Source organism: Escherichia sp. XD33, from assembly GCF_019375075.1.
GTDB lineage: Bacteria > Pseudomonadota > Gammaproteobacteria > Enterobacterales > Enterobacteriaceae > Enterobacter > Enterobacter flexneri_A.
This window is the reverse complement of the sequence record NZ_JAENDM010000018.1, coordinates 19,055-44,874: the sequence shown is the minus strand read 5'-3', so window position 1 is coordinate 44,874 and position 25,820 is coordinate 19,055. Positions and strand designations below refer to the sequence as shown.

Sequence of the window (25,820 nt, the reverse complement as noted above, 5' to 3'; positions counted from 1 at the left end):
TTATATATTTTATGTATTAATTGGTTGTATATATTTTTAAAATAAATGCTTTTGGGGGCTTCAGCGCCCCCAAAAGCGAGTGGCATTAATTTGGGGTTACGATATTCACCCACAAATCGAAATTATCCAGACAGGCAATAATTTCTTCCAGTTTCGCGCCATTGCCAATAATTTTGGCTTTCTTCGCTTTTACCAGATCCGCCATTTTTGCCTGTCCGGTCAGCACGGCGTGCAGATCTTCACGGCTGATGTAGAAAGAGGCGTTGGCTTGCGGTTGCAGCGTTTTCCGGTAGTTAAGCACACTATCGTTCAGCGTCAGGTTGAGGTTATCGCCGTTGCCCATATTGAAGTTCAGGCTGATATTTTTACCCGCGGCTTTCGCGCTATCGAGGCGAACGGACATAAAGTCGAACAGCATTTCGACCGACATCCCGCGAATGGTGTCCGGGGAACCGGTGGTGCCGTGGCTGAACTTATGCACCCCTTCGCGCAGCTCTTTCGCGCCGGTCAGGTAGAAACCGCGCCAGGTGGCGGACTCGGCCTGATAGCCCAGCTGTTCAAAGTTATTCGCTTGCAGATTCTTCGCGACCTGGTCACCCGGGTTGGCGGCAATCACCTGTTTCAGCAGTTCTGCCGACCAGCGGTAATCACCTTGCTTGTTCGCTTCTTGCGCCAGGTTGATGACACGGGCAGAACCGCCCAGCGCCTGCACGTAACGTTTACCCATCTCCACCTGACCATACGGATGCAGGTTAGCCGGGTTACCGTCGTAATAGCCAAGATAGAAGTTATACACCGCGCGGGCGTTGTGGCTGACAGAACCGTAATAGCCACGGCTGGCCCAGTTATTGGCAAGTGCAGGCGGCAGCTTAATCATGTCGCCGATTTCATTCATGGTGTAGCCCTGGTTCGCCAGGTGCAGGGTCTGGTCGTGAATGTACTTGATAGTATCGCGATATTTACCAATATAATCATTGATATGCTTATTGCCCCAGACCGGCCAGGTGTGCGGCATAAACAGGACTTCCGCGTCGTTACCCCACATATCCAGCGTTTCGTTCAGATACTCGGTCCACTTGCTGGTGTCGCGGGTTTTCGCGCCGCGTAGAGTGTAGAAGTTGTGCAGGGTATGCGTGGCGTTCTCGGCGGTACACAGGGCTTTCAGGGCCGGAATATAGAAGTGCATTTCGGCTGGCGCTTCGCTACCTGGGGTCATCAGGAAGTCAAACTCCAGGCCGTCGATAATCATCTTCTCGCCAGTTCGGACGATAGTTTTAGTCGGTGCAATAATGCTCGGGTCGCCCGTTGCCAGCGTCACGCCAAGGCCATTACCCACGTTGCCTTGCGCGTTGTGCGGCAGTAACAGACCGTAAGAGTAGAGCGCACGGCGGCTCATGATGTTACCCGCCAGCACGTTTTCGCTGATGGCTTCGTCCATAAAGCCTGCAGGGGCAATCACCTGAACTTTGCCGGATTTAACATCGGCTTCAGAGATAATGCCTTTCACGCCACCATAGTGGTCGGTGTGGCTGTGAGTGTAGATAACGGCAACAATCGGTTTTTGCGGACGATGCTGGAAGTAAAGGTCAAGTGCGGCTTTTGCGGCAGGCGGCGTCACCAGCGGGTCGATAACAATAATGCCTTTCTCGCCCTCAACGAACGTAATGTTAGAGATATCCTGGCCGCGCACCTGATACATTTTATCGGTGACTTTGAACAGGCCAGAAATACCGTTGATTTGCGACTGACGCCACAGGCTGGGGTTTACGGTTTCCGGCGCTGCGGCATTAATATCAAATTTGTAATCGTCCGCGCGGTAGTAAACTTTACCGTTCGCATCACGCAGAATACCTTCATCCAGCAGCGGGGCGATAAATCCACGCTGGGCATCGTCAAAATCCTGACGATCGCTAAACGGTAATGATTTGGCGTAATTCTGATTAACCTGTTGGGTATATTGAGTGGCGGCTTTCGCTTCCTCTTTCGCGTTAGCGGTATTTACCATCATGCCGCTGGCGGCAGTTAACGCAATAACAATCCTGCTCAAACGGAATAACCGAGAGTTATTCATATAAATCTCCATTTATCATTTATGTCGTAAATATGTAATCCATGCAAAATACGTCATTTAAAGCTGGCGTTATCATAATTGGGAAATTGCGACTTTAATAAGTGGAAGTGTGAGCGGAACGCGCCATTTTATTAGGCATTTGTGCTGAAGAGGGAAATTACAGTAAAACTATCATTGCAGAAAATAATATGAGTCGTTTTATGTGTTTATTATATATATTGTACCTGTCGTTGGCACAGCGGGACATTGCGCTACTGTGCCAACGTTTTACTCATGGGGCTTTAGCACAGAACTGTGGCAAAAAACGTTGATGCGCCAATATTGCTGCACCCTGAGCGCCATTAAAGTCAGAAGATGAGGCGGCAATAAAGCGCACGACCTGATGCGGCAGTGGACGGCGCAGGTACTTTTGGGTCATGGCAACGAGAGTCTCGCGTGGGAAGGCGGGCATATCCATCACGCCACCGCCCAGGATCACCGCATCGGGATCGAACAGATTAATGCTGGTGGCAATGGCCCGTGCCGCGTTTTCAAGCAGACTCTGGACGAAAGGGGCGTTTTCCGCATGGACGAAAAGATCGCGCAATGGGTAATTTCGGGGCTGTTGTTCGTACCAGCGTCTTAGCGCCATTCCAGAGCAATTGGTTTCCAGGCACCCAGGATTGCCACACGCGCAGTGTTGGGTCATATCTCCCAGGGGGATATGACCCAGTTCGCCTGCCACACCGTGTGCACCCGTCCACGGCGCACCGTTCATCCACACTGCGAACCCCATCCCCGTACCGAGATAGGCCGCCAGAACCAGTTGTTGCGTAAGGCGGTTTTCTACTACGTCCCAGGAGAGTTGCAGGTTAACGTCGCGGGAAAACTCAACCGGACAATTCAGCGTATTTTCGAGCTTATCGGCGAGATCATATAAATCCGCCGCTGTTAACGGCAGGTTAGGCGTAGAAATAATGGTGCGTTTATCTTTACTGACCAGCGCCGGAAATCCCATCACCAGACCATGACAGCGAGCGTTAAAGCGCCTGAGTTGCTCGTCAATCATTTCGCCGATACCCGACACCAGGCCGGGAGCAATGACTTCTGCGGTCCGCTTTTTTTCGCAGTGTAGCGTTTCACCTTCTGCTGTCCGCAGACAAAAGCGGATATGCGTTGCCCCCATATCCACGCCCGCTACGACGTTATGCTGTTTTTGCATGAGGCTGTACCTCGCTTTTTGCAGCCAGAATCTGCGCGGTCATAATTCTCCATGCTTCGTCGATATTTTCCGCATGATTAAACAGGCCGGAAGTGCCGACGATAAAGACATCCGCCCCTGCCGCCATCAGTTTTTCGTAAGTTGCCTGGTTGCAGGAACCGTCCACCTCAATTTCGTACTCCAGACCTTCTCGTTCACGCCATGCCTTCAGTTCGGCAAGTTTATCCAGCATTTCAGGAATGAACGGTTGTCCGGCAAAGCCGGGATCGACAGTCATGACCGTAATTTTATCGGCCTTATGGATATAGTATTTCATGGCCTCAACTGGCGTCTCCGGGTTAAGGATCAGCCCCACTTTCATGTCATGACGGCGGATTTCATCAATCAGGCGGAACGCCTGGCCGTTGATGGTTTCCGGATGCAGAGTGATGAAATCTGCTCCCGCACGCGCCAGTTGAGCAATGTAATCCTGCGGCCGCGTCACCATCAGATGACAGTCGAGCGGTTTAGTTGCCAGTTTTTTAACCTGACTTACGAAGAACGGTGAGAGTGTCAGATTGGGGACAAAGTGACCGTCCATGATATCGATGTGGAAGTAATCGGCATGGCTGTCGATAAATTCGATCTGTTCTTTAAATTTCAGCAGATCCATACACATTAACGAGGGGGAGATTTTCATGTTCAATTCCTTACTTACTGATAAGACGGTCAAGGGCGACAGCCGCGATAATTAATCCGCCCATCACCACCAGTTGGTAATAGGTTTGTACCTGCAAAATATTCAGACCGTTGTTGATGGTGCCGATGATCAACCCGCCAATCACCACAGAGAAAATGCGCCCCTTGCCGCCGAAGAAACTGGTGCCGCCAATGATGGCGCTGGCAATGGCATAGGTTTCAAAACCCATACCGGCAAGCGGTTCTGCGGCACCGAGTCGTGCAGTTGAGACGACGCCTGCCAGACCTGCACAAACACCGGAGATGATAAACACCACCAGGATGTGGAATTTCACGTCAATCCCGGAATAGAACGCCGAATTTTTGTTGCCGCCCAGTGCGTAGATGTTGCGCCCGAGCCGCATACGCGTTGTCAGAAACCAAAGGATGAGCGCGACAATTAGTGAGAAGATAACGGGGACAGGTATCCCAATTACGCTGGCGGCAAAGAAGTTCACGAAGTCAAATGAGAAGCCGTATACCGAGTTGGCATCGGAGATCACCAGCGTGATCCCACGGAAAATCGCGTTGGTGCCAAGGGTGATGATGAACGGGTGTAGCCCCGTCCAGTTGACCAGGCAGCCGTTGATCGCCCCCAGTGCGCCGCCAACCAGTACACCGCCAATCATCGCTGCGAGAAACGGGTCAACACCTGCCAACATCAGTTTGGCGGTCACCATACCGGAAAGCGCCAGAATCGCGCCAACCGAGAGGTCGATACCAGCGACCAGGATAGCGAAAAACTCGCCCATGCCGATCAATACCGTCACGGAGCTTTGAACAAAAATCTGGGTAATATTATTGGTGGTCAGAAAATATTCTGGTGACAGCGAACCAAAGATGGCGACGATGATCGCCAGGATAAAAAAGGTGCCGTATTTATCCCAGAACAGCGCAAAGTTGAACGGTTTCTTCTCGCTCGCTTCGCTTTTTACTCTTGTGGTAAAGCCCATGCCATAATCTCCTCTTCGCTCATGTCATCGCGATTCGTCAGGATTTGCGTCAGTCGTCCTTCGCAGAACACGGCGATGCGGTCGCAGACGGTGATAATTTCAGGTAGTTCAGATGACACCATCAGGATGACTTTTCCGTCGTCCGCCAGTTGGCGCATCACTTTGTAAATTTCGGCTTTCGCGCCAACGTCGATGCCGCGGGTAGGTTCATCGAAAATAATCACTTCCGGGCAACAGCACAGCCATTTGGAGATCAGGACTTTCTGCTGATTTCCCCCGGAGAGTTCGGTGATATTCTGGTTTACCGAATGACATTTCAGCGCCAGCAGTTCGCGTTGATTTTCAGCGGTACGTTGCTCGTCAACTTCATGAAACAAGCCCATCGCGCCTTTATAGCCGCCGTCTTTCAGACTGCGGCTGATCGCCATGTTCTGAGCGATGGAAAAGTTGGGGAAAAAACCGTTATCCCGGCGGCTTTCAGTGATGTAAGCCATCCCTTTTTTCACGGCATCCAGGGGTGAACGTGGAGAGATATCTTTGCCATTAAGACGGATTTCTCCGCCAGCGCGTTTATCCACGCCAAACAGACAATTCATCAGTTCAGTACGTCCGGAACCGACCAGTCCGGCAAAGCCTAATATTTCTCCCCGGCAGACGCTAAATGAGATATCCCGGACCTTTTTTCTGTCACGACTGGTGACGTTCCGCACCTCAAAAACCGTTTCGTGCGCAAGGTTGCTGACATTCTCCTTCATCGCGTTAAAACGGTTTTGCAGTTCGCGGCCTACCATCAGACGGACGATATCGTCATTTGACACATCGCTTACTATGCCGCTGCAAACGCTGCTGCCGTCTTTCATCACCGTATAGCGGTCGCAAATACGGCGAATTTCCGCCAACTTATGCGAGATATAGACGATGGCCGTACCCTCTTTACGCAACTGATTCATGATCAGAAACAGATAGTCCACCTCTTTATTGGTGAGTGAGGAGGTGGGTTCATCCATGATGATGACTTTGGCATCGAGCATCAGCGTTTTGGCAATTTCTAGCATCTGCTTGTGGCTGATAGATAAATTCGCCACTTTCTCATCTAGATCAACTTTCAAGCCCACGCGTAATAACATCATGGCGGCGCGGACACGCATTTCTCGCCAGTCGATAATATTGACGCCACAGATTTTTTTCGTCAGATGACGACCAATATATAAATTTTCCAGTACGGTTAATTCATCAATAACGCTGAGTTCCTGATAAATAATCCCGATACCGAGTTGTGCCGCTAATTTATGATCCAGCTTGTTATAGCTAATGTTATTAATGGTAATGGTGCCTTTGGTCGGCTCATGTATTCCGGATAAAACTTTCATTAGCGTGGATTTACCCGCGCCATTTTCTCCTAGTAATGCATGTATTTCACCAGGATAAACCGTTAAATTAACCGACTTTAATGCGTGAACCGGACCAAAGGACTTGCCGATCCCCGCCATCGATATATATGGCGTGGCCATAAATAACCTCTCTGCACGAAATATCGTATTATTGCCTGATGGCTACATTTATCAGGTCTACGTTCAGGTTATTTTGTTGGCCGGATAAGACACTTCATTAGCATCATCATCCGGCATCATTCAGTTTTATTGAGTGACCAGGATTGAATCGACCAGTTTAAATTCCGGTGCTTTATCCAGCGGGATAACCTTGCCGGATTTCTCAGCGTCAACCATCAGCTTCAGACCCGTTGCGCCGATATCCGCCGGGTTCTGGGCAACCGTCGCGGTCATTTGTCCGGCTTCCACCATTTTGCGGGCTTCCGGAATGCCATCTGTACCGACGACCAGCACTTTTCCCGTTTTTCCGGCGTTTGCGACTGCCTGAGCAACACCCATTGCCATCGTGTCATTCGCGCAATAGATCGCTTTAATATTCGGATTACGTTGCAACACGTTAGTGGCGACATCCAGTGCTTTAATGCGGTCCCAGTCGGCAGGCTGGCTGGCGACAAGCTTGATCTGGCTTGCTTTTTTGAAGGCTTCGGTGGCACCATTACGACGCGCTTCACCGGAGGCGTTACCGGCTTTACCCTCAATGATTGCGACTTCACCACCTTCAGCGCCCAATTTGTCAATAATGAACGACGCGCCTTTCGCCCCGACAGCAACGTTATCGGTGGTGACAAAAGCTTCCACATTGCCGCCAGCTTTTTTCAGATTATCCATGTCGATTTTTTCATCGAGATTAACCAGATAAATGCCTTTTTTCCATGCGCGGGCGACAGGCATGACCAGATTCACTGAGGATAATGGAGCGAAGGCGATACCTTTGTAATTTTTATTACTGAGATCTTCAAATAACTGCAATTGAGATTGAAAATCGCCTTCTGAAGGAGAGGCAAAAATATCAACGCTGACGCCCAGCGTTTTTGCTTCATCTTCAATGCCTTTTTTCATATCTACCCAAAATGGGTTGGAGAGTGTTTTCAATACGACAGCATATTCGGCGGCAGCAAAAGCGCTGGTTGACAACATTAAGCCCACGAGTGTGCCGCTGAAATATTTCAGATATTTATTCATAATAATGTTCTCACGGTAAGGGGATAGGTAACTCCGCGATGGCGGAATTACCTTTTTCTTATTTCAGCGCGCCTGGTGAGAAGAAATCAACAATTGCGCCGGTTTTTTGCATATTAATATTAGCTTGTTCAATGTTGAGCTGTGCGACAGAGACAAAAAAAGCGTCCAGCAAAGTTAGTTGTAATATTCTTGCCGAGGCATTACGACCTAATAACGGCGTTTCCGGGGCTGGTGAGCAAATAATATAATCGGCCAGTTTCGCTATTGGTGAATGGTAGCTATGCGTTATACAAATAATCTTTGCCCCGTTCTTTTTTGCCAGTTCTACGGCCGCTTTTACATCACTGGTTCGCCCGGAATGGGTCACTACCAGCACAACATCTCCTTCCTGTAACAACGAAGCGGACATCATCATGATGTGAGCGTCCGGATAGGCCTGACAGCGTACGCCAATGCGCAAGAACTTGTGCTGTATATCAGCACAGATAGCATTTGATCCTCCGGCACCGTACAAATCCCGCTGTCTGGCCTGATAGAAAAAGCGAGCGGCACGGTGGATCTCATCAACGTTGACGATCGACTGACCTTCCATAATGGTGCGTAAAGTGATGTTAAATACCTTATTCACCACATCCTGCGGCGCTTCATCAAAAGCCAACTCGGAAGGCAATACCTGTTCTGACTGAGAAAAATAATCTTCCAGCGCACTGCGTAAGTTACGAAAGCCGCTAAACCCCAGCAGCTTTGATACCTTAACTATCATCGCTTCAGATACCGCCAGAGCTTCTGCGACATCTTTAATTGCGGGTGCACAACTCAGGTTACCGGGTTTGAGTAACCACTCCACGATGCGGCTTTCATTTTCTGTCATTCCTTCCTGCTTCATTCGCAGGTAAGGCGCTAACCCTATACCGTTCGGAAGCGCTGAATCAAACTCTGACTGGCTCATCACGTTCTCTTGTCCTTGAATTGAAGACGCCACTATATCACCACAGCAAGAACAGAAAAGATGCTGGTGACTTCACAAAAAAATAAAATTTATAAAGTTTGTTTTGTTGTGAACAATGGAGAGTGGCTTAAAATTTTATTTCATTCAATCACTTTAAAAACATGATGTTATTTGTTTTTCTGGTTTTTTAGATGATAGATGTTGCTGGATGGTGAGTGTCTTTAACGCTATTGCGCTGTCAGATGTAACTCTGTAAAACAGATCAGGAAGGCGTAATTCATCGATTTTGGGTGTTTTTAATTCATTAACATCACAAATGTTTTTTGATTGTGAAGTTTTGCACGGACGGGGAAGATGAATGAAAAAGATTGCATTTGGCTGTGATCATGTCGGTTTCATTTTAAAACATGAAATAGTGGCACATTTAGTTGAGCGTGGCGTTGAAGTGATTGATAAAGGAACCTGGTCGTCAGAGCGTACTGATTATCCGCATTACGCCAGTCAAGTCGCACTGGCTGTTGCTGGCGGAGAGGTTGATGGCGGGATTTTGATTTGTGGTACTGGCGTCGGTATTTCGATAGCGGCGAACAAGTTTGCCGGAATTCGCGCGGTCGTCTGTAGCGAACCTTATTCCGCGCAACTTTCGCGGCAGCATAACGACACCAACGTGCTGGCTTTTGGTTCACGAGTGGTTGGCCTCGAACTGGCAAAAATGATTGTGGATGCGTGGCTGGGCGCACAGTACGAAGGCGGTCGTCATCAACAACGCGTGGAGGCGATTACGGCAATAGAGCAGCGGAGAAATTGAGATTCATCCACTACTTGCATGGATGAGTAATGACTAATGTGGATAGAGTTTCTTTTTGAGGTTGGCTAATGAAACGCTTTCCGCTATTTCTTTTATTCACCCTGCTCACGCTGTCCACCGTTCCGGCCCAGGCCGATATTATCGACGACACCATTGGCAATATTCAGCAGGCGATTAACGACGCTTATAACCCTGACCGTGGGCGAGACTATGAAGATTCGCGCGACGACGGCTGGCAGCGTGAAGTGAGCGACGATCGGCGCAGACAATATGACGACCGCCGCCGCCAGTTTGAAGATCGCCGCAGGCAGCTGGACGATCGCCAGCGCCAGCTTGATCAGGAGCGTCGGCAGCTAGAAGATGAAGAGCGGAGAATGGAAGATGAGTATGGGCGGTGAGGTAGGCTAGGGTGAGGGGGCCAGCGCGCACATTCCCTCTCATCACGCCACCCCAATCTCCATCCCATCAAACCCCGCCTCAAACCCCGACGGCAGTGCGTTTTCTATCAGCCACGCATCAAACTGGTGGCTGATATGGGTCAGAATCACCCGTGGCGAGCGGATAACCTGATTCAGCGCAAGCACGGTATTTAAATCACAGTGATTACGCGGCGCATCCTCGCGCGGCGGGTGGCTGCAATCAATCACCATCACCTGCGGATGATTATTGAGTAAAAATTTCTGTGTTTTTTCCGGCAGGCCAGCGGTATCAGATAGCCACGCCACCCGGCTATGTGCCGTTTCCAGCAGATAACCGAAGGTCAGTTTTGAGTGGTTAAGCGGCAGCGGCGTGACCTGCAACCCCTGCAAATCAAACACCACAAACGGTTCCACTGTGTGGCTGAAATCAAGCAGGCCCGGATGTTTAAACAGATCGTCGCAACCCTGGTCATCCGGCGGGCCGTAAACCGGGATCGGATCGCCAACGCCCCAGCGCAGCGGAAACAGCCCCTGGACGTGATCCATATGATAATGCGTCAGCAAAAACTGCTGGAACGATCCGGGCGACCAGCGATCGGCGAGATCGTGCAGCCCGGCGTCGATCAGGGTGATTGCGTCGTTAAACTTCACTACGCCGCTGCATGGCTGGCGGCGATACTGCGGTGAGCGCCGCGCTCGGTCGCAGGCCGCGCACTCGCAGCCCCATGCCGGAACGCCCTGTGCGCCGCCGGTGCCGGTGAGCGTGAGGGTCAGACTCATGTTACAGCGCCTTCGTGAAGCGGAAGTGACTCTGCTCGTAGCCTTCTCGCAGATAGAAACGGTGCGCGTCGTGGCGCTTCACGTTGGTCGAAAGCTCGGTCATTTCGGCCCCGGCCTGGCGGGCTTCTTCTTCTGCCCACGCCAGCAACTTGCTACCGACGTTCAGGCCGCGCGCCTGCGGCATCACCACCAACTCCTGAATTTCGCCGATCCAGTTGACATGATGCAGATGAAACTGCAAATGCAGGCCGATCATGCCGACAACTTCGCCATCCAGTAGCGCCAGATGGTAGCGCATGTTTGGGTCGCGCAGGTTGGCGTTAAAGCCCACGCGAAACGCATGGTGGTCAAACTCCGCCTGTTTTAGCTCACAAATCAGCGCGTAAACCGCGTCGGTATCGTACTGTGTGGCCGGGCGAAGCTCACAAGCAGGCATGGTGTTTCTCCTTCTGATGGATCAGCGTCAGCAGCGTGTCGACCGACTGGCGCAGGCTGCCGTCATTGTTGAGCGTATGGCAATCCTGTGGAGTATAGCGGGCGGCGCGCGCCAGGCGGGCGTTAATTTCACTGGCATTTTCACGACCACGGTTTTCGAGGCGCTGGCGCAGGATCTCCGGCGAAACCTGTAAGCAAATGGGCAGCAGCGCCGATTGATAGCGCGCCCGCGCCTGCGGCAGATGGGCGCGTGAGCCGTTGACCAGCACGTCGAATCCGGCGTGCAGCCAGAGATCAATCTCGACGCCGACGCCATAATACAGACCGTTAGCGTGCCAGCTTAAGGCCAACAGATTTTGCCCCGCGCGGGTAAAAAACTCCTGCTCGCTCAGGGCGATATGGTTTTCACTTCCGGCGCTGGCGTCGCGCGTAATGTAGCGATGCGCCACCAGTAACTGAGTTTGTTCCCGCAGGCGGATTTCCGCCAGCAGGCTGTCTTTCCCGGAGCCGGACGGCCCCATTAACCAAATCAGTTTTCCCATCATCAGAACACCCTTTTACCCTGACGCCAGACGTGGTCGATATGAATATGATTGTCCTTGCGATGCGCCAGCACCAGGTCCGCGCGTTTGCCCTCGCTAATCACCCCGCGATCCTGAAGATTAAGCGCCTGCGCCGGATTTTTGGTCACCAGCTTCACCGCCTGCGACAGCGTAAAGCGGTTGCTCTGGTCATCGGCGACGCGGAACGCCGCATCCAGCAGGCTGGCGGGGTAGTAGTCGGAAGAGAGTATATCCAGCAGGCCAAGCTGCGCCAGTTCACTGGCCGCCACGTTGCCGGAGTGCGAACCGCCGCGCACAATATTCGGCGCGCCCATCAGCACGTTCATGCCATGCTTGCGCGAGGCTTCCGCCGCTTCGAACGTGGTGGGAAATTCGGCGATCACGCTGCCAAGCTGGTGAGATTCAGCAACGTGGGCGTGGGTGGCGTCATCGTGGCTGGCAAGCGCAATTTTTCGCGCGCGGCACAGGGCGGCGATGGATTCGCGATTCGGCTGCGACCAGCGTGCGGCGAGCGCCAGTTGCTCTTCTTCGTACTGCTGCATCTGCGCATCAGTGAGGGAGTATTTGCCCTGATAATATTCGCGATACTTCTCGCGGTTGGCGAACTGGCGCTGGCCCGGCGAGTGGTCCATCAGCGACACCAGCGTCACCGGCTCGCGCTGCACCAGTTTTTCAAACAGCGGCAGCGTGGTGTGATGCGGCAGTTCGCAGCGCAGATGCAGACGGTGCTCGGCGCGGTTGACGCCGCGTTTCTGCGTCTCTTCGATGGCGTTGATCATCTTCTCCAGATTCTCCAGCCGATCGCCGCCGTCGCGCACGTCGCCAATTGCCACGGCATCCAGTACGGTGGTGATGCCGCTCGCCACCATCAGCGCGTCGTGGCTGCTCATCGCCGAGTGGGCAGGCCAGTCAACTTTCGGGCGCGGGGTGAAGAATTTATCCAGATTATCGGTATGCAGCTCAATCAGCCCCGGCAGCAGCCAGCCGCCTTCGCCGTCCATCGCCTCCGGCAGGCGGCTCTGGCTTTCGGCAAAGGCGCGGATTTCGCCGTTCTGCACCTCCAGCGAACCGCTTACCACCTCGTTTTCCAGCACCAGCTTAACGTTATTGATAATCATGAAGAGGCTCCCATTGGGTGCAGGCGGTCGGCGACGTCATTACGTACAGCTTCGTCATGGAAGATGCCTACGATGGCTGCGCCACGGGTTTTGGCTTCGCGAATCAGTTCCACCACCGCGGCGCTGTTTTTGGCGTCCAGCGAGGCGGTAGGTTCGTCAAGCAGCAGAATGGGGTAGTCGACGATAAAGCCGCGGGCGATGTTGACGCGCTGCTGTTCGCCACCGGAAAATGTCGATGGTGCCAGGTGCCACAGGCGTTCCGGCACGTTCAGGCGGGTGAGAAGACGCGCGGCTTTAGCGGCGCAGGCTTCATGCGGAACGCCGGTATCGAGCAGCGGCTGCATCACCACTTCCAGTGCTGAGATACGCGGGATGACGCGCAGAAACTGGCTCACCCAGCCGACGGTGGTTTTGCGGATTTCCACCACTTTGCGCGCTGGCGCGGTGACCAGGTCTACCCACTCGTCACCGTGTTTGATCTGGATTTGACCTTCGTCGGGCAGATAGTTGGCGTACAGCGAGCGTAGCAGAGTTGATTTGCCGCTGCCGGAATGGCCGTGGAGCACCACGCATTCGCCCGCGTTGACGGTGAGCGAGGCGCGATTGAGGACGGGCAGGCGCACGCCGTTTTGCTGGTGCAGGATGAAGGTTTTACTGACGTTTTGTACGTTAATCATTTTTCGCCTCGTGGTTCGGGTGTCGGATGCGACGCTGACGCGTCTTATCCGACCTACGGGGAGCGCATTTGTAGGCCGGATAAGGCGTTTACGCCGCATCCGGCACCGGCTCAATTCTGCAAAACCGATGACACCAGCAGCTGTGTATACGGATGATGCGGGTCGTCGAGCACGCGGTCGGTTAACCCACTCTCCACCACTTGCCCCTGCTTCATCACCAGCAAACGGTCCGCCAGCAGGCGGGCGACGCCTAAATCATGGGTGACAATCACCACCGCGAGGTTCAGCTCCACCACCAGGCCGCGCAGCAGGTCGAGCAGGCGGGCCTGCACCGACACATCCAGCCCGCCGGTCGGTTCATCCATAAACACCAGCTTCGGATGCGTCACCAGGTTGCGGGCAATCTGCAAACGCTGCTGCATACCGCCGGAAAAGGTGGTCGGCAGGTCGTCGATCCGGTTGGCGGGAATCTCCACCTCTTCCAGCCACTTCTGCGCGGTGGCACGAATATCGCCGTAATGACGTGCCCCGGTCGCCATCAGCCGCTCGCCGATATTGCCGCCTGCCGACACCTGGCGGCGCAGGCCGTCGAGTGGATGCTGATGCACCACGCCCCATTCGGTACGCAGCAGGCGACGGCGGTCGGCCTCGCTCATTGCATACAGCGAACGGTTCTCGTAGTGAATTTCCCCCTGCTGCGGCGTCAGGCGCGCGGAGATCGACTTCAGCAGCGTGGTCTTCCCGGAGCCGGATTCCCCGACAATGCCCAGCACTTCCCCCGGCCATAAATCAAAAGAGACATCGCTAAAGCCTTTGCCCGGCGCGTAAAGGTGGGTCAGGTTATTGACCGAAAGTAACGGTTGATTCATTGGTTTTTTGCCTCGCTCTGTTGGCGGCAATAATCGGTATCGGAGCAGACAAACATGCGGTTTCCGGCGTCATCCAGCACCACTTCATCAAGATAGCTGTGGGTCGATCCGCAGATGGCGCATGGCTCATCCCACTGCTGAACGGTGAACGGGTGATCGTCGAAATCGAGACTTTCCACGCGGGTAAACGGCGGCACCGCATAGATGCGCTTCTCGCGCCCTGCTCCGAACAGCTGCAGGGCGGGCATCATGTCCATTTTCGGGTTATCGAATTTCGGGATCGGCGACGGGTCCATCACGTAGCGCCCGTTCACCTTCACCGGATAAGCATAGGTGGTGGCGATATGACCGAAGCGGGCGATATCTTCATACAGTTTCACCTGCATCACGCCGTACTCCTCCAGCGCGTGCATAGTGCGGGTCTCCGTTTCGCGCGGCTCGATAAAGCGCAGCGGTTCCGGGATTGGCACCTGGAAGATAATGATCTGATCTTCGGTCAGCGGCGTTTCGGGGATGCGGTGACGCGTCTGGATAACCGTCGCATCGTCCGTACGTTCAGTGGTGTTTACCCCGGTCACGCGCTTAAAGAAGTTGCGAATCGACACGGCGTTGGTGGTGTCATCCGCACCCTGGTCAATCACCTTTAGCACGTCGCTTTCGCCAATCACGCTGGCGGTGAGCTGTATGCCGCCGGTTCCCCAGCCGTATGGCATCGGCATCTCGCGCCCGCCAAACGGCACCTGATAACCGGGGATAGCCACCGCTTTTAAGATGGCGCGGCGGATCATGCGTTTGGTCTGCTCGTCGAGGTAGGCAAAGTTGTAGCCGCTCAGATTAGCCATGGTTCTGCTCCTGTTGCAGACGTTTGAGTAGCTCCAGTTCGGCCTGGAAATCGACGTAGTGCGGGAGTTTGAGGTGCGAGACAAAGCCTGCGGCTTCGACGTTGTCGGCATGCGCCAGCACGAACTCTTCATCCTGCGCCGGGCCTGTCGCGTGCTCGCCGTATTCCGGGGCTTGCAACGCACGGTCAACCAGCGCCATTGCCATCGCTTTGCGCTCGCTCATGCCGAATACCAGCCCGTAGCCGCGCGTGAAGTGCGGCGGCTCATCCGGCGGGTCGATAAAACCGTTGACCATTTCACACTCGGTCATCAGCAGTTCGCCGACGTTTACCGCAAATCCCAGCTCTTCCGGCACAATCGATACGTCGATATAGCCGCTGCGGATCTCGCCCGCGAACGGGTGGTTGCGCCCGTAACCGCGTTGGGTGGAGTAGGCCAGCGCCAGCAAATAGCCTTCGTCGCCGCGCATCAACTGCTGCAAACGGGAAGAACGTGAGCAGGGGTAAACCGGCGGCGTGCGGGTGATGTCATCCGGCTGTGCGCCGCTATCCTCTTCAAACTTCGCCAGCCCCTGACGCGCCAGCAGGCTGAAAACGTGCGGCGACGGCTGTTGTTCGCTGTCGGCGGTGGTCAGCGTTGGTGCTTCACCGTTTGCCAACAGGGTGAAATCGAGCAGGCGATGGGTGTAGTCGTAGGTAGGGCCAAGCAACTGGCCGCCGGGAATGTCTTTATAAACCGCCGAAATACGCCGTTCGAGACGCATCCCGGTGGTGTCGAGCGGCTCGCTTACCGCCAGCTTCGCCAACGTGGTGCGGTAGGCGCGCAGCAGGAAAATCGCTTCAACGTTATCGCCGCTGGCCTGTTTCAGCGCCAGCGCCGCCAGTTCGCGGTCGGCAATGCCGCCTTCGGTCATCACGCGATCTACCGCGAGGTTAAGCTGCTGTTCAATCTGGGCGACGCTCAGTTCAGGCAAATCGGTATCGCCCCGGCGTCGGCTCTCTTGCAGGGCGTGGGCGGCGTCGATCGCCTTTTCGCCCCCTTTTACGGCAACGTACATCAGCACACCTCCACATGCGTGGTTCGCGGAATAGCCAGCAGGCGTTCGCCGCAGGTCAGGATCAGGTCGATGCCGAGCGGGAACGGGCGCGGGCGCTCGGTGAGTTCGTGCAGAATGCACTCCGGCAGCTGCGGAGCGATCATTCGTTCTTCGGCAATACCCGCGCCGGTGAGACGCAACATGCGCCCGCCGCTCAGGCTGGCGACCTGTAAAATCAGCGTCGCGCCCGCTTCCGGCGCAACGGCGGTGCCGGTGGAAAGGGCGTTGAGCTGTTCGCTGGAAATCGCCTCATCCGTCACCGCGAAGGTCGCCTGTTCCGGCTGGCTGACCAGCGGCGCGTTGGTATGAAAACGCAGGCTCTGGTTGACGATATCGTTATTTAATGGGGTAGAAAGCCACACCGGCGTGTCGTTATCGGCCAGCGTCAGCAGCACGCTGGTGGTGGCGATATTCAGCGGCTGCCAGCCGCGTTTGAGCTGATGCAGGGCGACAATCACGCCCGGCTCGCTCATGGCCTTTAACAGGCGACGAAAACTGTGCTGGGCATCCTGCACGGGAAGCATAAAAGCGGTTTCCAGGGTCATGCGTTGTCTCCGCGAACCATCGTAAAGAAGTCGACCCGGCTGGCGTTCACTTCGGCCTGGCGTGCGGCAATGCGTGCCATACGGTCAGCGTCCAGCGGGGCAATAAGGGTTTCTGATAAGTTTTGAAAGTGGCGAGATTGCTGCATCAGCGCGTCAATCAGCGCGCAGCGTTCGGCGTGCTGTTTATCACGCCCCAGCACCCAGCTGTAGCCGAGCGTGCCGTCAGTCAGGCGCACGGCGGCGCGGGTCAGCGTGGCGTCGCCGGCAAAAAAACGTTCGCCGGTGCCGCCCATCCGCGCCTGAATCTGTACCAGGCCAGTTTCAGCGGCGCGGATCACCTCATAGTCGGCGGTGATGTTTAGCGCGTTCAGGCGTGCTGCCAGTTCAGCCGGTTGGCTGTGCGCCAGCACGGACATCCAGTGCTGGCGGGTCGCGGTATCTGCGTGCATTCAGTGCTCCATAGTGAATTCAATCATGTCGGCGCGCGTCAGGCTGACGGAGTACTCCGCCGGGCTGCTTTCACCGTTACGGTGGTTAAGGGTGCGCACGCACAGCAGCGGCGACATATTCGGGATTTCAAGACGCTGGCACTCTTTGGCCTGGGCGCGGCGGGCGCTGATCCGCGTCTGGCTGCGGCGCAGCGCAATTCCGGTTTGCTCGCGCAGAAAATCGTGCAGCGAGCCGCTGTCGAAGCGTTGCAGCGTCGGCCAGAGGGTGAGGTCCGCGAAGTAGTGGTCGATTAAACAGAGCGCGACGCCGTTGACCCGACGCAGGGTGCGCAGGTGGATGACGTTCTCCCCCTCGGTAATCCCCAGTGCGTCAGCGACGTGGCCGGACGCGGGGCGCAATACCGAAAGCAGTTTTTCGCTGGTGGGATGGCTGCCCTGATCCAGCAGATTCTGGCTAAAACGCGCCTGGGCGTTGAGCGGGTAATCGAACGGGCGCATCAGCACCAGCACGCCGACGCCCTGACGGCGCTGTACCCAGCCTTTTTCCACCAGTTGGTCGATGGCGCGGCGCAGGGTGTGGCGATTCACCTCAAAGCGCGCTGCCAGTTGCTGCTCGGCGGGAAGATAGTCGCCGCAGCGGTAGTGTTGACGAAGCTCCTGCTCAAGTTTTGCGGCTATCTCTTGATAGCGTGTTGGGTAGCTGGTCGGATGTGTAGACAAGTGCATAGATATCAATGCCTCGCTTATCAGATAAAGTGCTTACGCAACCGTTGAGAGAGGAAATCCAGCAGGCTGACCGTGACGATGATAAGCACCATCAGGGCGCAGGTTTGTTGGAACTGGAAACCGCGAATCGCTTCCCACAGGGTGACGCCGATCCCGCCCGCGCCGACCATGCCGACGACGGTCGCCGAGCGGACGTTGGATTCGAAGCGATAGAGGGAGTAGGAGATCAGCAGCGGCATCACCTGCGGCAGCACGCCGTAGAGGATCTCTTCGAGCTTGTTGGCACCGGTGGCGCGAATGCCTTCCACCGGGCCAGGTTCAATTGCTTCTACCGCTTCGGAAAGCAGCTTGGAGAGCACGCCGGTGGTGTGGATAAATAGCGCCAGCACGCCAGCGAACGGTCCGAGACCGACGGCGACCACGAACAGCATGGCGAAGACCATTTCGTTAATGGCGCGGCAGGCGTCCATCAGGCGGCGAACGGGCTGGTAAACCCACCACGGCACCAGGTTTTCGGCGCTCATCAGGCCAAAGGGGATGGAGAGAACCACCGCCAGCGCGGTGCCCCAGACGGCGATTTGCAGCGTGACGGCCATTTCGGTGAGGTAATCCTGCCACTGGCTGAAATCGGGCGGGAAGAAGTCGGCAGCGAAGGTTGCCATGTTGCCGCCGTCTTTAATCAGCGTGAGCGGGGCCATTTCCGCGCCCTGCCACGAGACGACCAGCACGGCGAGAACAACGGCCCAGCTCAGAAGCGAGAACCAGCTGCGCTTGGGTGGGGCGATGGTGATGGTTTGCATGTTTGGCTCCGGTCTGTAGGCCGGATAAGGTGCTTGCACCGCATCCGGCATCAACGCCTGCACATTGTCGGATGCGACGCCGGGGCGTCTTATCCGACCTACGATTTACTGCACCGCTTTACTCACCGAACTCATCGCGCTTAGCGCGTTGTTCAGGCGGTCCAGGTCATCCAGCTGCGCCTGAATCTCGGTGGTTTTTGCCAGCTTGTCCTGCTCATTCAGTCCTTTATTGCTTTTCACGCCCTGCATCTCTTTAAACAGCGCGAGCTGGCGAATCGGCACCAGTTGCAGGTCGCTGGAAGCGCGGAATGGCGCCCAGCCCAGGCGTTCCAGCACCGCTTTTTCTTCCGGCGTTTTGCCGTAGTTCATAAAGAAGTCGTAGATCTTGTCTTTGGTGGTTTCGGAAAGATTCTTGCGCCAGACGATCGGATCGCCTGGGATCAGCGGCGACTTCCAGATCACCTTCAGTTCTTTCAGCTTCTCTGGCGCGGAGGTTTTCAGCTTGTCGAGGTTTTCGGTGTTGTTGGTGGCAACATCCACCTGCTTGTTGGCGACGGCCAGCGCGTTGGTTTCATGCCCGGCGTTGACGGTGCGCTTGAAGTCGCTGGCGGAGATATTGTTTTTGGCAAAGACGTAGTAACCGGGGACGAGGAAGCCAGAGGTGGAGTTAGGATCGCCATTGCCGAAGGTGAGATCTTTCCGCTTCGCCAGCAGATCGTTCAGGTTGTTGATCGGACTATCTTTGTTGACGATCAACACGCTCCAGTAACCCGGCGATCCGTCCGCCGCGACGGTCTGAGCGAAGACCTGGCCGTTGGCGCGCTCCACCGCTTCCATTGCCGACAGGTTGCCGTACCAGGCGATATCCACTTTATTGAAGCGCATTCCCTGGATAATGCCTGCGTAGTCTGGGGCAAAGAAGGCGTTCACCTTCACGCCCAGCTTCTTCTCCATATCCTGTAAGAATGGCGTCCATTGCGGTTTCAGGTTTTGCTGTGATTCCGTTGAAATAATGCCGAAATTCAGCGCCTTTTCCTGCTCTTCGGCGTGTGCCGGGCTTAACAGGGTGCTGAGGCTGAACATGCTGGTGAAGGCCAGCGAGGCAATTATCTTAGCGTTCATTCGTTTTCCTCAATGATGGGGATGTCAGGCAGCTTTCGCGTTCTCTTCGATGCGATTAATGCTGCGGTAGAGATGGTCAAAACGTTCGTTATCAAACTGTTGGCTGCTGCCGTCGTAGAAAACGTGCCCCTGGCGCAGGGCGACGATGCGTTCGCAGTAGCGCAGGGCGTAATCCACCTGATGCAGCGTGACGACCACGGTGATGCCGTCGTTCTGATTGATGTCGCGCAGGGTGTCCATCACGATGCGCGCTGATTCTGGGTCCAGCGAGGCGATGGGTTCATCGGCCAGAATCACTTTCGCCTGCTGCATCAGCGCACGGGCAATCGCCACACGTTGCTGCTGGCCGCCGGAGAGGGTGGAAACGCGCTGATGGGCAAAATGCACCATGCCAACGCGGGTCAGCGCCTGTAACGCGCGCTGTTTCTGCTCGCCGGTGAACCAGCTAAAACAGGTGCGCCAGAACGGCGTGCTGCCGAGCGCGCCAATCAGCACGTTCTCCAGTACGCTCAGGCGGTTCACCAGGTTGAATTGTTGGAATATGTAGCCGGTATGGGCGCGGCTTTTGCGGATATCGCGGGCCAGGCGGCCTTCGCGCTGGACTGTGCGGCCCAGCAGCTCGATATGGCTACCGACAGATTTATCGCCGGTAATCAAACCGCTTAAGTGACGTAAAAGGGTGGATTTTCCGGAACCCGACGGCCCAAGCAGAGCCACCATTTCACCGTGATGAATGTTCAGATCAACCGCATGCAGCGCCTGATGCTGATTGAAGGTTTTGGCGAGCTTCTCGACACGGATAATCGTTTGCATGATGCAGCCTCCCTAAAAAAGTGGCTCCATCGTGGCGGATTATTGTGACGATTTGGTTAATTAAAAGTGACTAACAGATGAAGAGTTAACGGGAATTCGATGACAGTGCGGGAGGGCGGGCCTCCCGGCGGGTTATTGCGTTGGTTGTTGTTTGACGACATTAATCATCCACGGTACGCCAAATTTATCGGTGACTTTGCCAAAGCCATGCGCCCAGAAAGTTTCCTGCCAGGCCATTTCGATTTTTCCGTTAGCGGCAAGATTGTCAAACCAGCGTTTTCCTTCTTCGACCTGTTGCGAATCGAGCACCAGCGTAAAGCCGGAGTAGCTGGCTTTTCCTGACGGCATGGCATCGCTCATCATGATGTCGCTTCCGGCAATGCGCACATTGGCGTGGGCGATGGCGGTATCGGGAAATTGCATTCCGGAAGGGCAGTTCTCGGCGCTGTCCTGCGCTGATTTTGGCATTTCGCCGAAGCTGATTTTATAGAGCAGTTCCGCGCCCAACGTACGTTGATAATAGGCAATCGCGTCGGAACAGTTACCGGCAAAAGAGAGGTAGGGACTTAACGGCATGATGGTGACCTCAGTTAAGAGAAGCCAGTTAAGTGTAGTTCGAAATTTATACAGATGAGAGGCGGCCTGATAAGACGCGCGAGCGTCGCATCAGGCAGTCGGCACTGTTGCCGGATGCGGCGTAAACGCCTTATCCGGCCTACGGAGGGTGCGGGAATTTGTAGGCCTGATAAGACGCGCAAGCGTCGCATCAGGCAGTCGGCACCATTGCCGGATGCGGCGTAAACGCCTTATCCGGCCTACGGAGGGTGCGGGAATTTGTAGGCCTGATAAGACGCGCAAGCGTCGCATCAGGCAGTCGGCACCGTTGCCGGATGCGGCGTAAACGCCTTATCCGGCCTACGGAGGGTGCGGGAATTTGTAGGCCTGATAAGACGCGCAAGCGTCGCATCAGGCAGTTGGCACTGTTGCCGGATGCGGCGTAAACGCCTTATCCGGCCTACGGAGGGTGCGGGAATTTGTAGGCCTGATAAGACGCGCAAGCGTCGCATCAGGCAGTCGGCACCGTTGCCGGATGCGGCGTAAACGCCTTATCCGGCCTACGGAGGGTGCGGGAATTTGTAGGCCTGATAAGACGCGCAAGCGTCGCATCAGGCATCTGGCACCGTTGCCGGATGCGGCGCGAGCGCCTTATCCGGCTTACCGATCACAATACAATCAGTTCTTTTTCACAAACTCAGATTTCAGTTTCATCGGACCAAAACCGTCGATTTTGCAATCGATGTTATGGTCGCCTTCAACCAGGCGGATGTTTTTCACTTTGGTGCCAATTTTCAGCATCGAAGAGCTACCTTTCACCTTCAGATCTTTAATGATGGTAACGCTGTCGCCGTCAGCCAGCAGATTGCCGTTAGCATCTTTAACGATCAGCTCGTCGCTTTCCTGTGCAGGTTCTGCGTCGTTCCATTCGTAGGCACATTCCGGGCAGATGTACATGCCGTTATCTTCGTAGGTGTATTCGGAGTTGCATTTTGGGCAGTGTGGTAATGACATGTGGATTTCCTCAAAAGTCAGCAGGGCAAAAGCGCCAAAAAACGGCAGATTGCCGAAAAAGGCCGCAATTATACACAAAATCCCTGAGTTTGTCGGGGGTACTGCTGATTTTAGACGACGATCGTTTTCATTTGAAAGGAAACGCAAAAAGAAAATAATCTTTTTGCCTCTATTTATTATTTAAGATAATGTTAATGCTCTACTTGTTCTTTTTTTAATTCACATGATATTTTTATCTTTCTGACGTTTTAAACGTATCAGAAGACGTTATTTATTCTGATAAAAAACAACACGCTAAATATAAAATTATTTCTTGCAGTAATTATAAAAGCCGAAAACAGAACTCAAAAACAATCTGGCTAAATAAAATAACAAAATTTGCTTTAAGGAAGAATTTTCTATGTACACACAGACCCTGTATGAGTTAAGTCAGGAGGCTGAACGCCTGTTACAGCTTTCTCGCCAACAGTTGCAGTTACTGGAAAAAATGCCTCTCTCTGTACCCGGAGACGACGCGCCACAACTGGCTTTACCCTGGAGTCAGCCTAATATCGCCGAACGTCACGCGATGCTGAATAATGAGTTGCGTAAAATTTCCCGACTGGAAATGGTGCTTGCAATTGTCGGTACCATGAAAGCAGGGAAATCAACCACCATTAATGCCATTGTTGGTACGGAGGTTCTGCCTAATCGTAATCGCCCAATGACTGCGCTGCCGACGCTTATTCGCCATACGCCCGGGCAAAAGGAACCGGTACTGCATTTTTCACATGTCGCGCCAATCGATTGTTTAATTCAACAATTACAACAGCGCCTGCGTGATTGCGATATTAAGCATCTGACCGATGTGCTGGAAATAGATAAAGATATGCGTGCGCTTATGCAGCGGATCGAAAATGGCGTCGCTTTCGAAAAATATTATCTGGGTGCCCAGCCTATTTTTCATTGTCTGAAAAGTTTGAATGATTTAGTGCGACTGGCGAAGGCGCTGGACGTCGATTTTCCTTTTTCTGCTTACGCCGCCATTGAGCATATTCCCGTGATTGAAGTGGAGTTTGTCCATCTAGCGGGGCTGGAGAGTTATCCCGGTCAGTTGACGTTACTGGATACCCCCGGGCCAAATGAAGCCGGGCAACCGCATCTGCAAAAAATGCTTAACCAGCAGCTGGCACGCGCCTCGGCGGTACTGGCGGTGCTGGATTATACGCAACTGAAATCGATCTCCGATGAAGAGGTCCGTGAGGCGATTTTGGCGGTGGGGCAATCGGTGCCGCTGTACGTGCTGGTCAATAAGTTCGATCAACAGGATCGTAACAGTGACGACGCCGACCAGGTGCGGGCACTGATTTCCGGGACGCTGATGAAAGGCTGTATTACGCCACAGCAGATATTTCCGGTGTCGTCGATGTGGGGCTACCTGGCGAATCGGGCGCGCTATGAGTTAGCCAACAACGGTAAGTTACCACCGCCAGAGCAACAACGCTGGGTGGAAGATTTTGCCCATGCCGCGCTTGGCAGGCGCTGGCGTCATGCCGATCTGGCGGACCTCGAACATATTCGTCATGCTGCCGATCAGTTGTGGGAAGATTCGCTGTTCGCCCAGCCAATTCAGGCGTTGCTTCATGCCGCTTACGCTAACGCCTCGTTGTATGCTCTGCGATCTGCCGCGCATAAACTGTTGAATTACGCGCAGCAGGCGCGGGAATACCTGGATTTTCGTGCGCACGGGTTAAACGTCGCTTGTGAACAATTGCGGCAAAATATCCACCAGATCGAAGAAAGTTTGCAGCTATTGCAACTCAATCAGGCGCAGGTGAGCGGCGAGATTAAACATGAAATCGAGCTGGCCCTGACCTCCGCCAACCACTTTCTGCGTCAACAGCAAGATGCGCTGAAGGTGCAGTTAGCCGCCTTGTTTCAGGATGATTCGGAGCCGTTAAGCGAGATTCGTACCCGCTGTGAGACACTGTTACAGACGGCGCAGAACACCATCAGTCGCGACTTTACGCTGCGTTTTGCCGAGCTTGAATCCACCCTTTGCCGGGTGTTAACCGATGTTATTCGCCCCATTGAGCAACAAGTCAAAATGGAATTGAGCGAGTCAGGGTTTCGTCCTGGGTTTCATTTTCCTGTTTTTCACGGCGTAGTTCCCCACTTCAACACTCGCCAGCTGTTCAGTGAAGTCATTTCGCGCCAGGAAGCAACGGACGAGCAGAGCACGCGTTTAGGCGTTGTGCGTGAGACTTTTTCGCGCTGGTTGAATCAGCCCGACTGGGGACGGGGAAATGAGAAATCACCGACAGAAACGGTTGATTACAGTGTGTTGCAACGAGCATTAAGCGCAGAAGTCGATCTCTATTGCCAACAAATGGCTAAAGTTCTGGCAGAGCAGGTCGATGAATCTGTTACGGCAGGCATGAATACTTTTTTCGCTGAGTTCGCTTCATGTTTGACGGAATTACAGACGCGTTTACGCGAAAGTCTGGCTCTGCGTCAACAAAATGAATCGGTGGTCAGGCTGATGCAGCAGCAATTGCAGCAGACTGTGATGACTCACGGCTGGATTTACACCGACGCCCAGCTGTTACGCGATGATATTCAAACACTTTTCACGGCAGAACGATATTGGCCAAGACGTTACTTGACGGCCCCGGTCGCGTGCTGGAGTCGGTTTATCCCCGCTTTTTAGTGGATCTGGCGCAGGGTGATGATGCCCGCCTTCCACAAGCCCATCAGCAGCAGTTTCGTGAACGACTGATGCAGGAACTTCTTTCGCGTGTGCAGCTTCAGACATGGACGAACGGCGGCATGTTAAATGCGCCGCTTAGCCTGCGTCTGACATTGGTGGAAAAACTGGCGTCGATGCTGGATCCCGGTCATCTGGCACTGACGCAGATCGCGCAGCATCTGGCGCTGCTGCAAAAAATGGATCACCGCCAGCACTCTGCTTTCCCGGAGCTCCCCCAGCAAATTGCCGCCTTGTATGAGTGGTTTTCAGCCCGTTGTCGCTGGAAGGAAAAGGCGTTAACGCAACGAGGCCTACTGGTGCAGGCAGGTGATCAGAGCGAGCAAATTTTTACCCGCTGGCGTGCTGGGGCGTATAACGCCTGGTCGTTGCCTGGGCGCTGTTTTATCGTTCTGGAGGAGTTGCGCTGGGGGGCATTTGGCGATGCCTGCCGTCTGGGAAGCCCGCAAGCGGTGGCGTTGTTGCTGGGTGATTTGCTCGAGAAAGCGACACAACATCTGGCAGAGAGTATCAATGCGGCACCGACCACGCGTCACTATTACCATCAGTGGTTTGCCTCTTCGACCGTTCCGACGGGCGGGGAGCATGCTGATTTTTTAAGTTGGCTGGGAAAGTGGACCACGGCAGATAAACAACCCGTTTGCTGGTCAGTGACCCAACGCTGGCAAACTGTCGCGCTGGGGATGCCACGACTCTGTTCAGCGCAGCGTCTGGCGGGGGCAATGCTCGAGGAAATCTTCTCTGTAAATTTGGCGTAAATAATCAGTTACATCAATGAGTCCTAAACGAAATCCATGTGTGAAGTTGATCACAAATTTAAACACTGGTAGGGTAAAAAGGTCATTAACTGCCCAATTCAGGCGTCAACTGGTTTGATTGTACATTCCTTAACCGGAGGGTGTAAGCAAACCCGCTACGCTTGTTACAGAGATTGCATCCTGCAATTCCCGCTCCCCTTTTGCGGCCGTCGCGCTGATTT

Annotated in this window: 27 protein-coding genes and 1 pseudogene; 5 read left to right on the top strand and 23 right to left on the bottom strand. The window is 54.2% G+C overall.

Translation table 11 applies throughout. The annotated features are described in order from the left end of the window. Positions 1 to 85: 85 nt before the first annotated feature. The 7 genes from yjcS to alsR all read right to left on the bottom strand — a co-directional run bounded on the left by yjcS (position 86) and on the right by alsR (position 8,464). Positions 86 to 2,071, bottom strand: a complete 1,986-nt coding sequence (gene yjcS, locus K0778_RS12650; RefSeq protein WP_001066021.1) for an alkyl sulfatase YjcS — start codon at positions 2,069 to 2,071, stop codon at positions 86 to 88. A gap of 271 nt (positions 2,072 to 2,342) precedes the next feature. Then, positions 2,343 to 3,272 carry an allose kinase gene (alsK, locus tag K0778_RS12645; RefSeq protein WP_001171687.1) on the bottom strand — a complete coding sequence of 310 codons (930 nt, stop codon included), beginning with the start codon at positions 3,270 to 3,272 and terminating at the stop codon, positions 2,343 to 2,345. Further along, on the bottom strand, positions 3,256 to 3,951 hold the full coding sequence (gene alsE / locus K0778_RS12640) for a D-allulose-6-phosphate 3-epimerase (protein ID WP_001311314.1): 696 nt from the start codon (positions 3,949 to 3,951) through the stop codon (positions 3,256 to 3,258). The genes alsK and alsE overlap by 17 nt, the downstream gene beginning before the upstream one ends. Before the next feature lie 10 nt (positions 3,952 to 3,961). After that, positions 3,962 to 4,942, bottom strand: a complete 981-nt coding sequence (gene alsC, locus K0778_RS12635) for a D-allose ABC transporter permease (protein ID WP_000507106.1) — start codon at positions 4,940 to 4,942, stop codon at positions 3,962 to 3,964. After that, positions 4,921 to 6,453, bottom strand: coding sequence for a D-allose ABC transporter ATP-binding protein AlsA (gene alsA / locus K0778_RS12630; RefSeq protein WP_000235257.1), 1,533 nt, complete (start codon positions 6,451 to 6,453; stop codon positions 4,921 to 4,923). The genes alsC and alsA overlap by 22 nt, the downstream gene beginning before the upstream one ends. 126 nt (positions 6,454 to 6,579) lie before the next feature. Then, positions 6,580 to 7,515, bottom strand: a complete 936-nt coding sequence (gene alsB / locus K0778_RS12625; RefSeq protein WP_001046187.1) for a D-allose transporter substrate-binding protein — start codon at positions 7,513 to 7,515, stop codon at positions 6,580 to 6,582. Positions 7,516 to 7,573: 58 nt separating this feature from the next. After that, entirely contained in the window at positions 7,574 to 8,464 is an 891-nt protein-coding gene (gene alsR, locus K0778_RS12620; RefSeq protein WP_000083214.1) for a D-allose utilization transcriptional regulator AlsR, read from the bottom strand. A 358-nt stretch (positions 8,465 to 8,822) separates the two neighbouring features. Between alsR and rpiB the strand changes: the two genes are divergently transcribed. Together rpiB and yjdP are read left to right on the top strand one after the other, a co-directional pair. Further along, a complete protein-coding gene (gene rpiB, locus K0778_RS12615) occupies positions 8,823 to 9,272 on the top strand; it encodes a bifunctional allose-6-phosphate isomerase/ribose-5-phosphate isomerase RpiB (protein WP_000716794.1) in 450 nt (149 codons plus the stop codon). Between the two features lie 68 nt (positions 9,273 to 9,340). Further along, positions 9,341 to 9,670 (top strand): DDRRRQL repeat protein YjdP, encoded by a 330-nt coding sequence (gene yjdP / locus K0778_RS12610; protein WP_000819746.1) that lies wholly within the window; start codon positions 9,341 to 9,343, stop codon positions 9,668 to 9,670. Between the two features lie 42 nt (positions 9,671 to 9,712). Here the strand turns inward: yjdP and phnP are convergent, their stop codons facing one another. The 15 genes from phnP to yjdN all read right to left on the bottom strand — a co-directional run bounded on the left by phnP (position 9,713) and on the right by yjdN (position 21,102). Then, the gene (gene phnP, locus K0778_RS12605) at positions 9,713 to 10,471 is read right to left on the bottom strand and encodes a phosphonate metabolism protein PhnP (RefSeq protein ID WP_001619056.1); all 759 of its coding nucleotides are present in this window, start codon (positions 10,469 to 10,471) and stop codon (positions 9,713 to 9,715) included. Position 10,472: 1 nt separating this feature from the next. After that, positions 10,473 to 10,907: an aminoalkylphosphonate N-acetyltransferase gene (phnO, locus tag K0778_RS12600; protein ID WP_001110490.1), complete on the bottom strand. Its 435-nt coding sequence runs from the start codon at positions 10,905 to 10,907 to the stop codon at positions 10,473 to 10,475. Further along, positions 10,894 to 11,451, bottom strand: coding sequence for a ribose 1,5-bisphosphokinase (gene phnN / locus K0778_RS12595; protein WP_001619058.1), 558 nt, complete (start codon positions 11,449 to 11,451; stop codon positions 10,894 to 10,896). Before phnN ends, phnO begins: the two co-directional genes overlap by 14 nt. Then, positions 11,451 to 12,587, bottom strand: a complete 1,137-nt coding sequence (gene phnM / locus K0778_RS12590; RefSeq protein WP_001619059.1) for an alpha-D-ribose 1-methylphosphonate 5-triphosphate diphosphatase — start codon at positions 12,585 to 12,587, stop codon at positions 11,451 to 11,453. The genes phnN and phnM overlap by 1 nt, the downstream gene beginning before the upstream one ends. Beyond that, complete coding sequence (gene phnL / locus K0778_RS12585; RefSeq protein WP_063084649.1) at positions 12,584 to 13,264, bottom strand: phosphonate C-P lyase system protein PhnL; 681 nt, start codon at positions 13,262 to 13,264, stop codon at positions 12,584 to 12,586. The genes phnM and phnL overlap by 4 nt, the downstream gene beginning before the upstream one ends. Before the next feature lie 110 nt (positions 13,265 to 13,374). Continuing rightward, positions 13,375 to 14,133 carry a phosphonate C-P lyase system protein PhnK gene (gene phnK / locus K0778_RS12580; RefSeq protein ID WP_001075514.1) on the bottom strand — a complete coding sequence of 253 codons (759 nt, stop codon included), beginning with the start codon at positions 14,131 to 14,133 and terminating at the stop codon, positions 13,375 to 13,377. Beyond that, positions 14,130 to 14,975: an alpha-D-ribose 1-methylphosphonate 5-phosphate C-P-lyase PhnJ gene (phnJ, locus tag K0778_RS12575; RefSeq protein ID WP_000002303.1), complete on the bottom strand. Its 846-nt coding sequence runs from the start codon at positions 14,973 to 14,975 to the stop codon at positions 14,130 to 14,132. Before phnJ ends, phnK begins: the two co-directional genes overlap by 4 nt. Beyond that, positions 14,968 to 16,032: an alpha-D-ribose 1-methylphosphonate 5-triphosphate synthase subunit PhnI gene (gene phnI, locus K0778_RS12570; RefSeq protein WP_001300601.1), complete on the bottom strand. Its 1,065-nt coding sequence runs from the start codon at positions 16,030 to 16,032 to the stop codon at positions 14,968 to 14,970. Before phnI ends, phnJ begins: the two co-directional genes overlap by 8 nt. Further along, entirely contained in the window at positions 16,032 to 16,616 is a 585-nt protein-coding gene (gene phnH, locus K0778_RS12565; RefSeq protein ID WP_001619060.1) for a phosphonate C-P lyase system protein PhnH, read from the bottom strand. The genes phnI and phnH overlap by 1 nt, the downstream gene beginning before the upstream one ends. Further along, positions 16,613 to 17,065 carry a phosphonate C-P lyase system protein PhnG gene (phnG, locus tag K0778_RS12560; RefSeq protein ID WP_000542785.1) on the bottom strand — a complete coding sequence of 151 codons (453 nt, stop codon included), beginning with the start codon at positions 17,063 to 17,065 and terminating at the stop codon, positions 16,613 to 16,615. Before phnG ends, phnH begins: the two co-directional genes overlap by 4 nt. Continuing rightward, entirely contained in the window at positions 17,066 to 17,791 is a 726-nt protein-coding gene (gene phnF / locus K0778_RS12555; protein ID WP_001619061.1) for a phosphonate metabolism transcriptional regulator PhnF, read from the bottom strand. Between the two features lie 20 nt (positions 17,792 to 17,811). Continuing rightward, positions 17,812 to 18,591: a phosphonate ABC transporter, permease protein PhnE gene (phnE, locus tag K0778_RS12550; RefSeq protein ID WP_001193500.1), complete on the bottom strand. Its 780-nt coding sequence runs from the start codon at positions 18,589 to 18,591 to the stop codon at positions 17,812 to 17,814. Between the two features lie 105 nt (positions 18,592 to 18,696). Then, complete coding sequence (phnD, locus tag K0778_RS12545; RefSeq protein ID WP_094163075.1) at positions 18,697 to 19,713, bottom strand: phosphonate ABC transporter substrate-binding protein; 1,017 nt, start codon at positions 19,711 to 19,713, stop codon at positions 18,697 to 18,699. Between the two features lie 24 nt (positions 19,714 to 19,737). Beyond that, positions 19,738 to 20,526, bottom strand: coding sequence for a phosphonate ABC transporter ATP-binding protein (gene phnC / locus K0778_RS12540; RefSeq protein ID WP_001193408.1), 789 nt, complete (start codon positions 20,524 to 20,526; stop codon positions 19,738 to 19,740). A gap of 132 nt (positions 20,527 to 20,658) precedes the next feature. Continuing rightward, positions 20,659 to 21,102 carry a VOC family metalloprotein YjdN gene (gene yjdN, locus K0778_RS12535; RefSeq protein WP_001131339.1) on the bottom strand — a complete coding sequence of 148 codons (444 nt, stop codon included), beginning with the start codon at positions 21,100 to 21,102 and terminating at the stop codon, positions 20,659 to 20,661. Positions 21,103 to 21,250: 148 nt separating this feature from the next. Here yjdN and K0778_RS28590 point away from each other — a divergent pair. Beyond that, a pseudogene (locus K0778_RS28590) lies at positions 21,251 to 21,559 on the top strand (hypothetical protein); the annotation flags it as partial. A gap of 200 nt (positions 21,560 to 21,759) precedes the next feature. On the opposite strand, the gene K0778_RS12530 reads toward K0778_RS28590, so the two are convergent. Beyond that, the gene (locus K0778_RS12530; RefSeq protein ID WP_001300891.1) at positions 21,760 to 22,095 is read right to left on the bottom strand and encodes a zinc ribbon domain-containing protein YjdM; all 336 of its coding nucleotides are present in this window, start codon (positions 22,093 to 22,095) and stop codon (positions 21,760 to 21,762) included. A gap of 400 nt (positions 22,096 to 22,495) precedes the next feature. Between K0778_RS12530 and crfC the strand changes: the two genes are divergently transcribed. Continuing rightward, complete coding sequence (crfC, locus tag K0778_RS12525) at positions 22,496 to 24,784, top strand: clamp-binding protein CrfC (RefSeq protein ID WP_072651192.1); 2,289 nt, start codon at positions 22,496 to 22,498, stop codon at positions 24,782 to 24,784. After that, positions 24,721 to 25,599 (top strand): YjcZ-like family protein, encoded by an 879-nt coding sequence (locus K0778_RS12520; RefSeq protein ID WP_063084648.1) that lies wholly within the window; start codon positions 24,721 to 24,723, stop codon positions 25,597 to 25,599. The genes crfC and K0778_RS12520 overlap by 64 nt, the downstream gene beginning before the upstream one ends. The last annotated feature ends 221 nt before the right edge of the window (positions 25,600 to 25,820 follow it).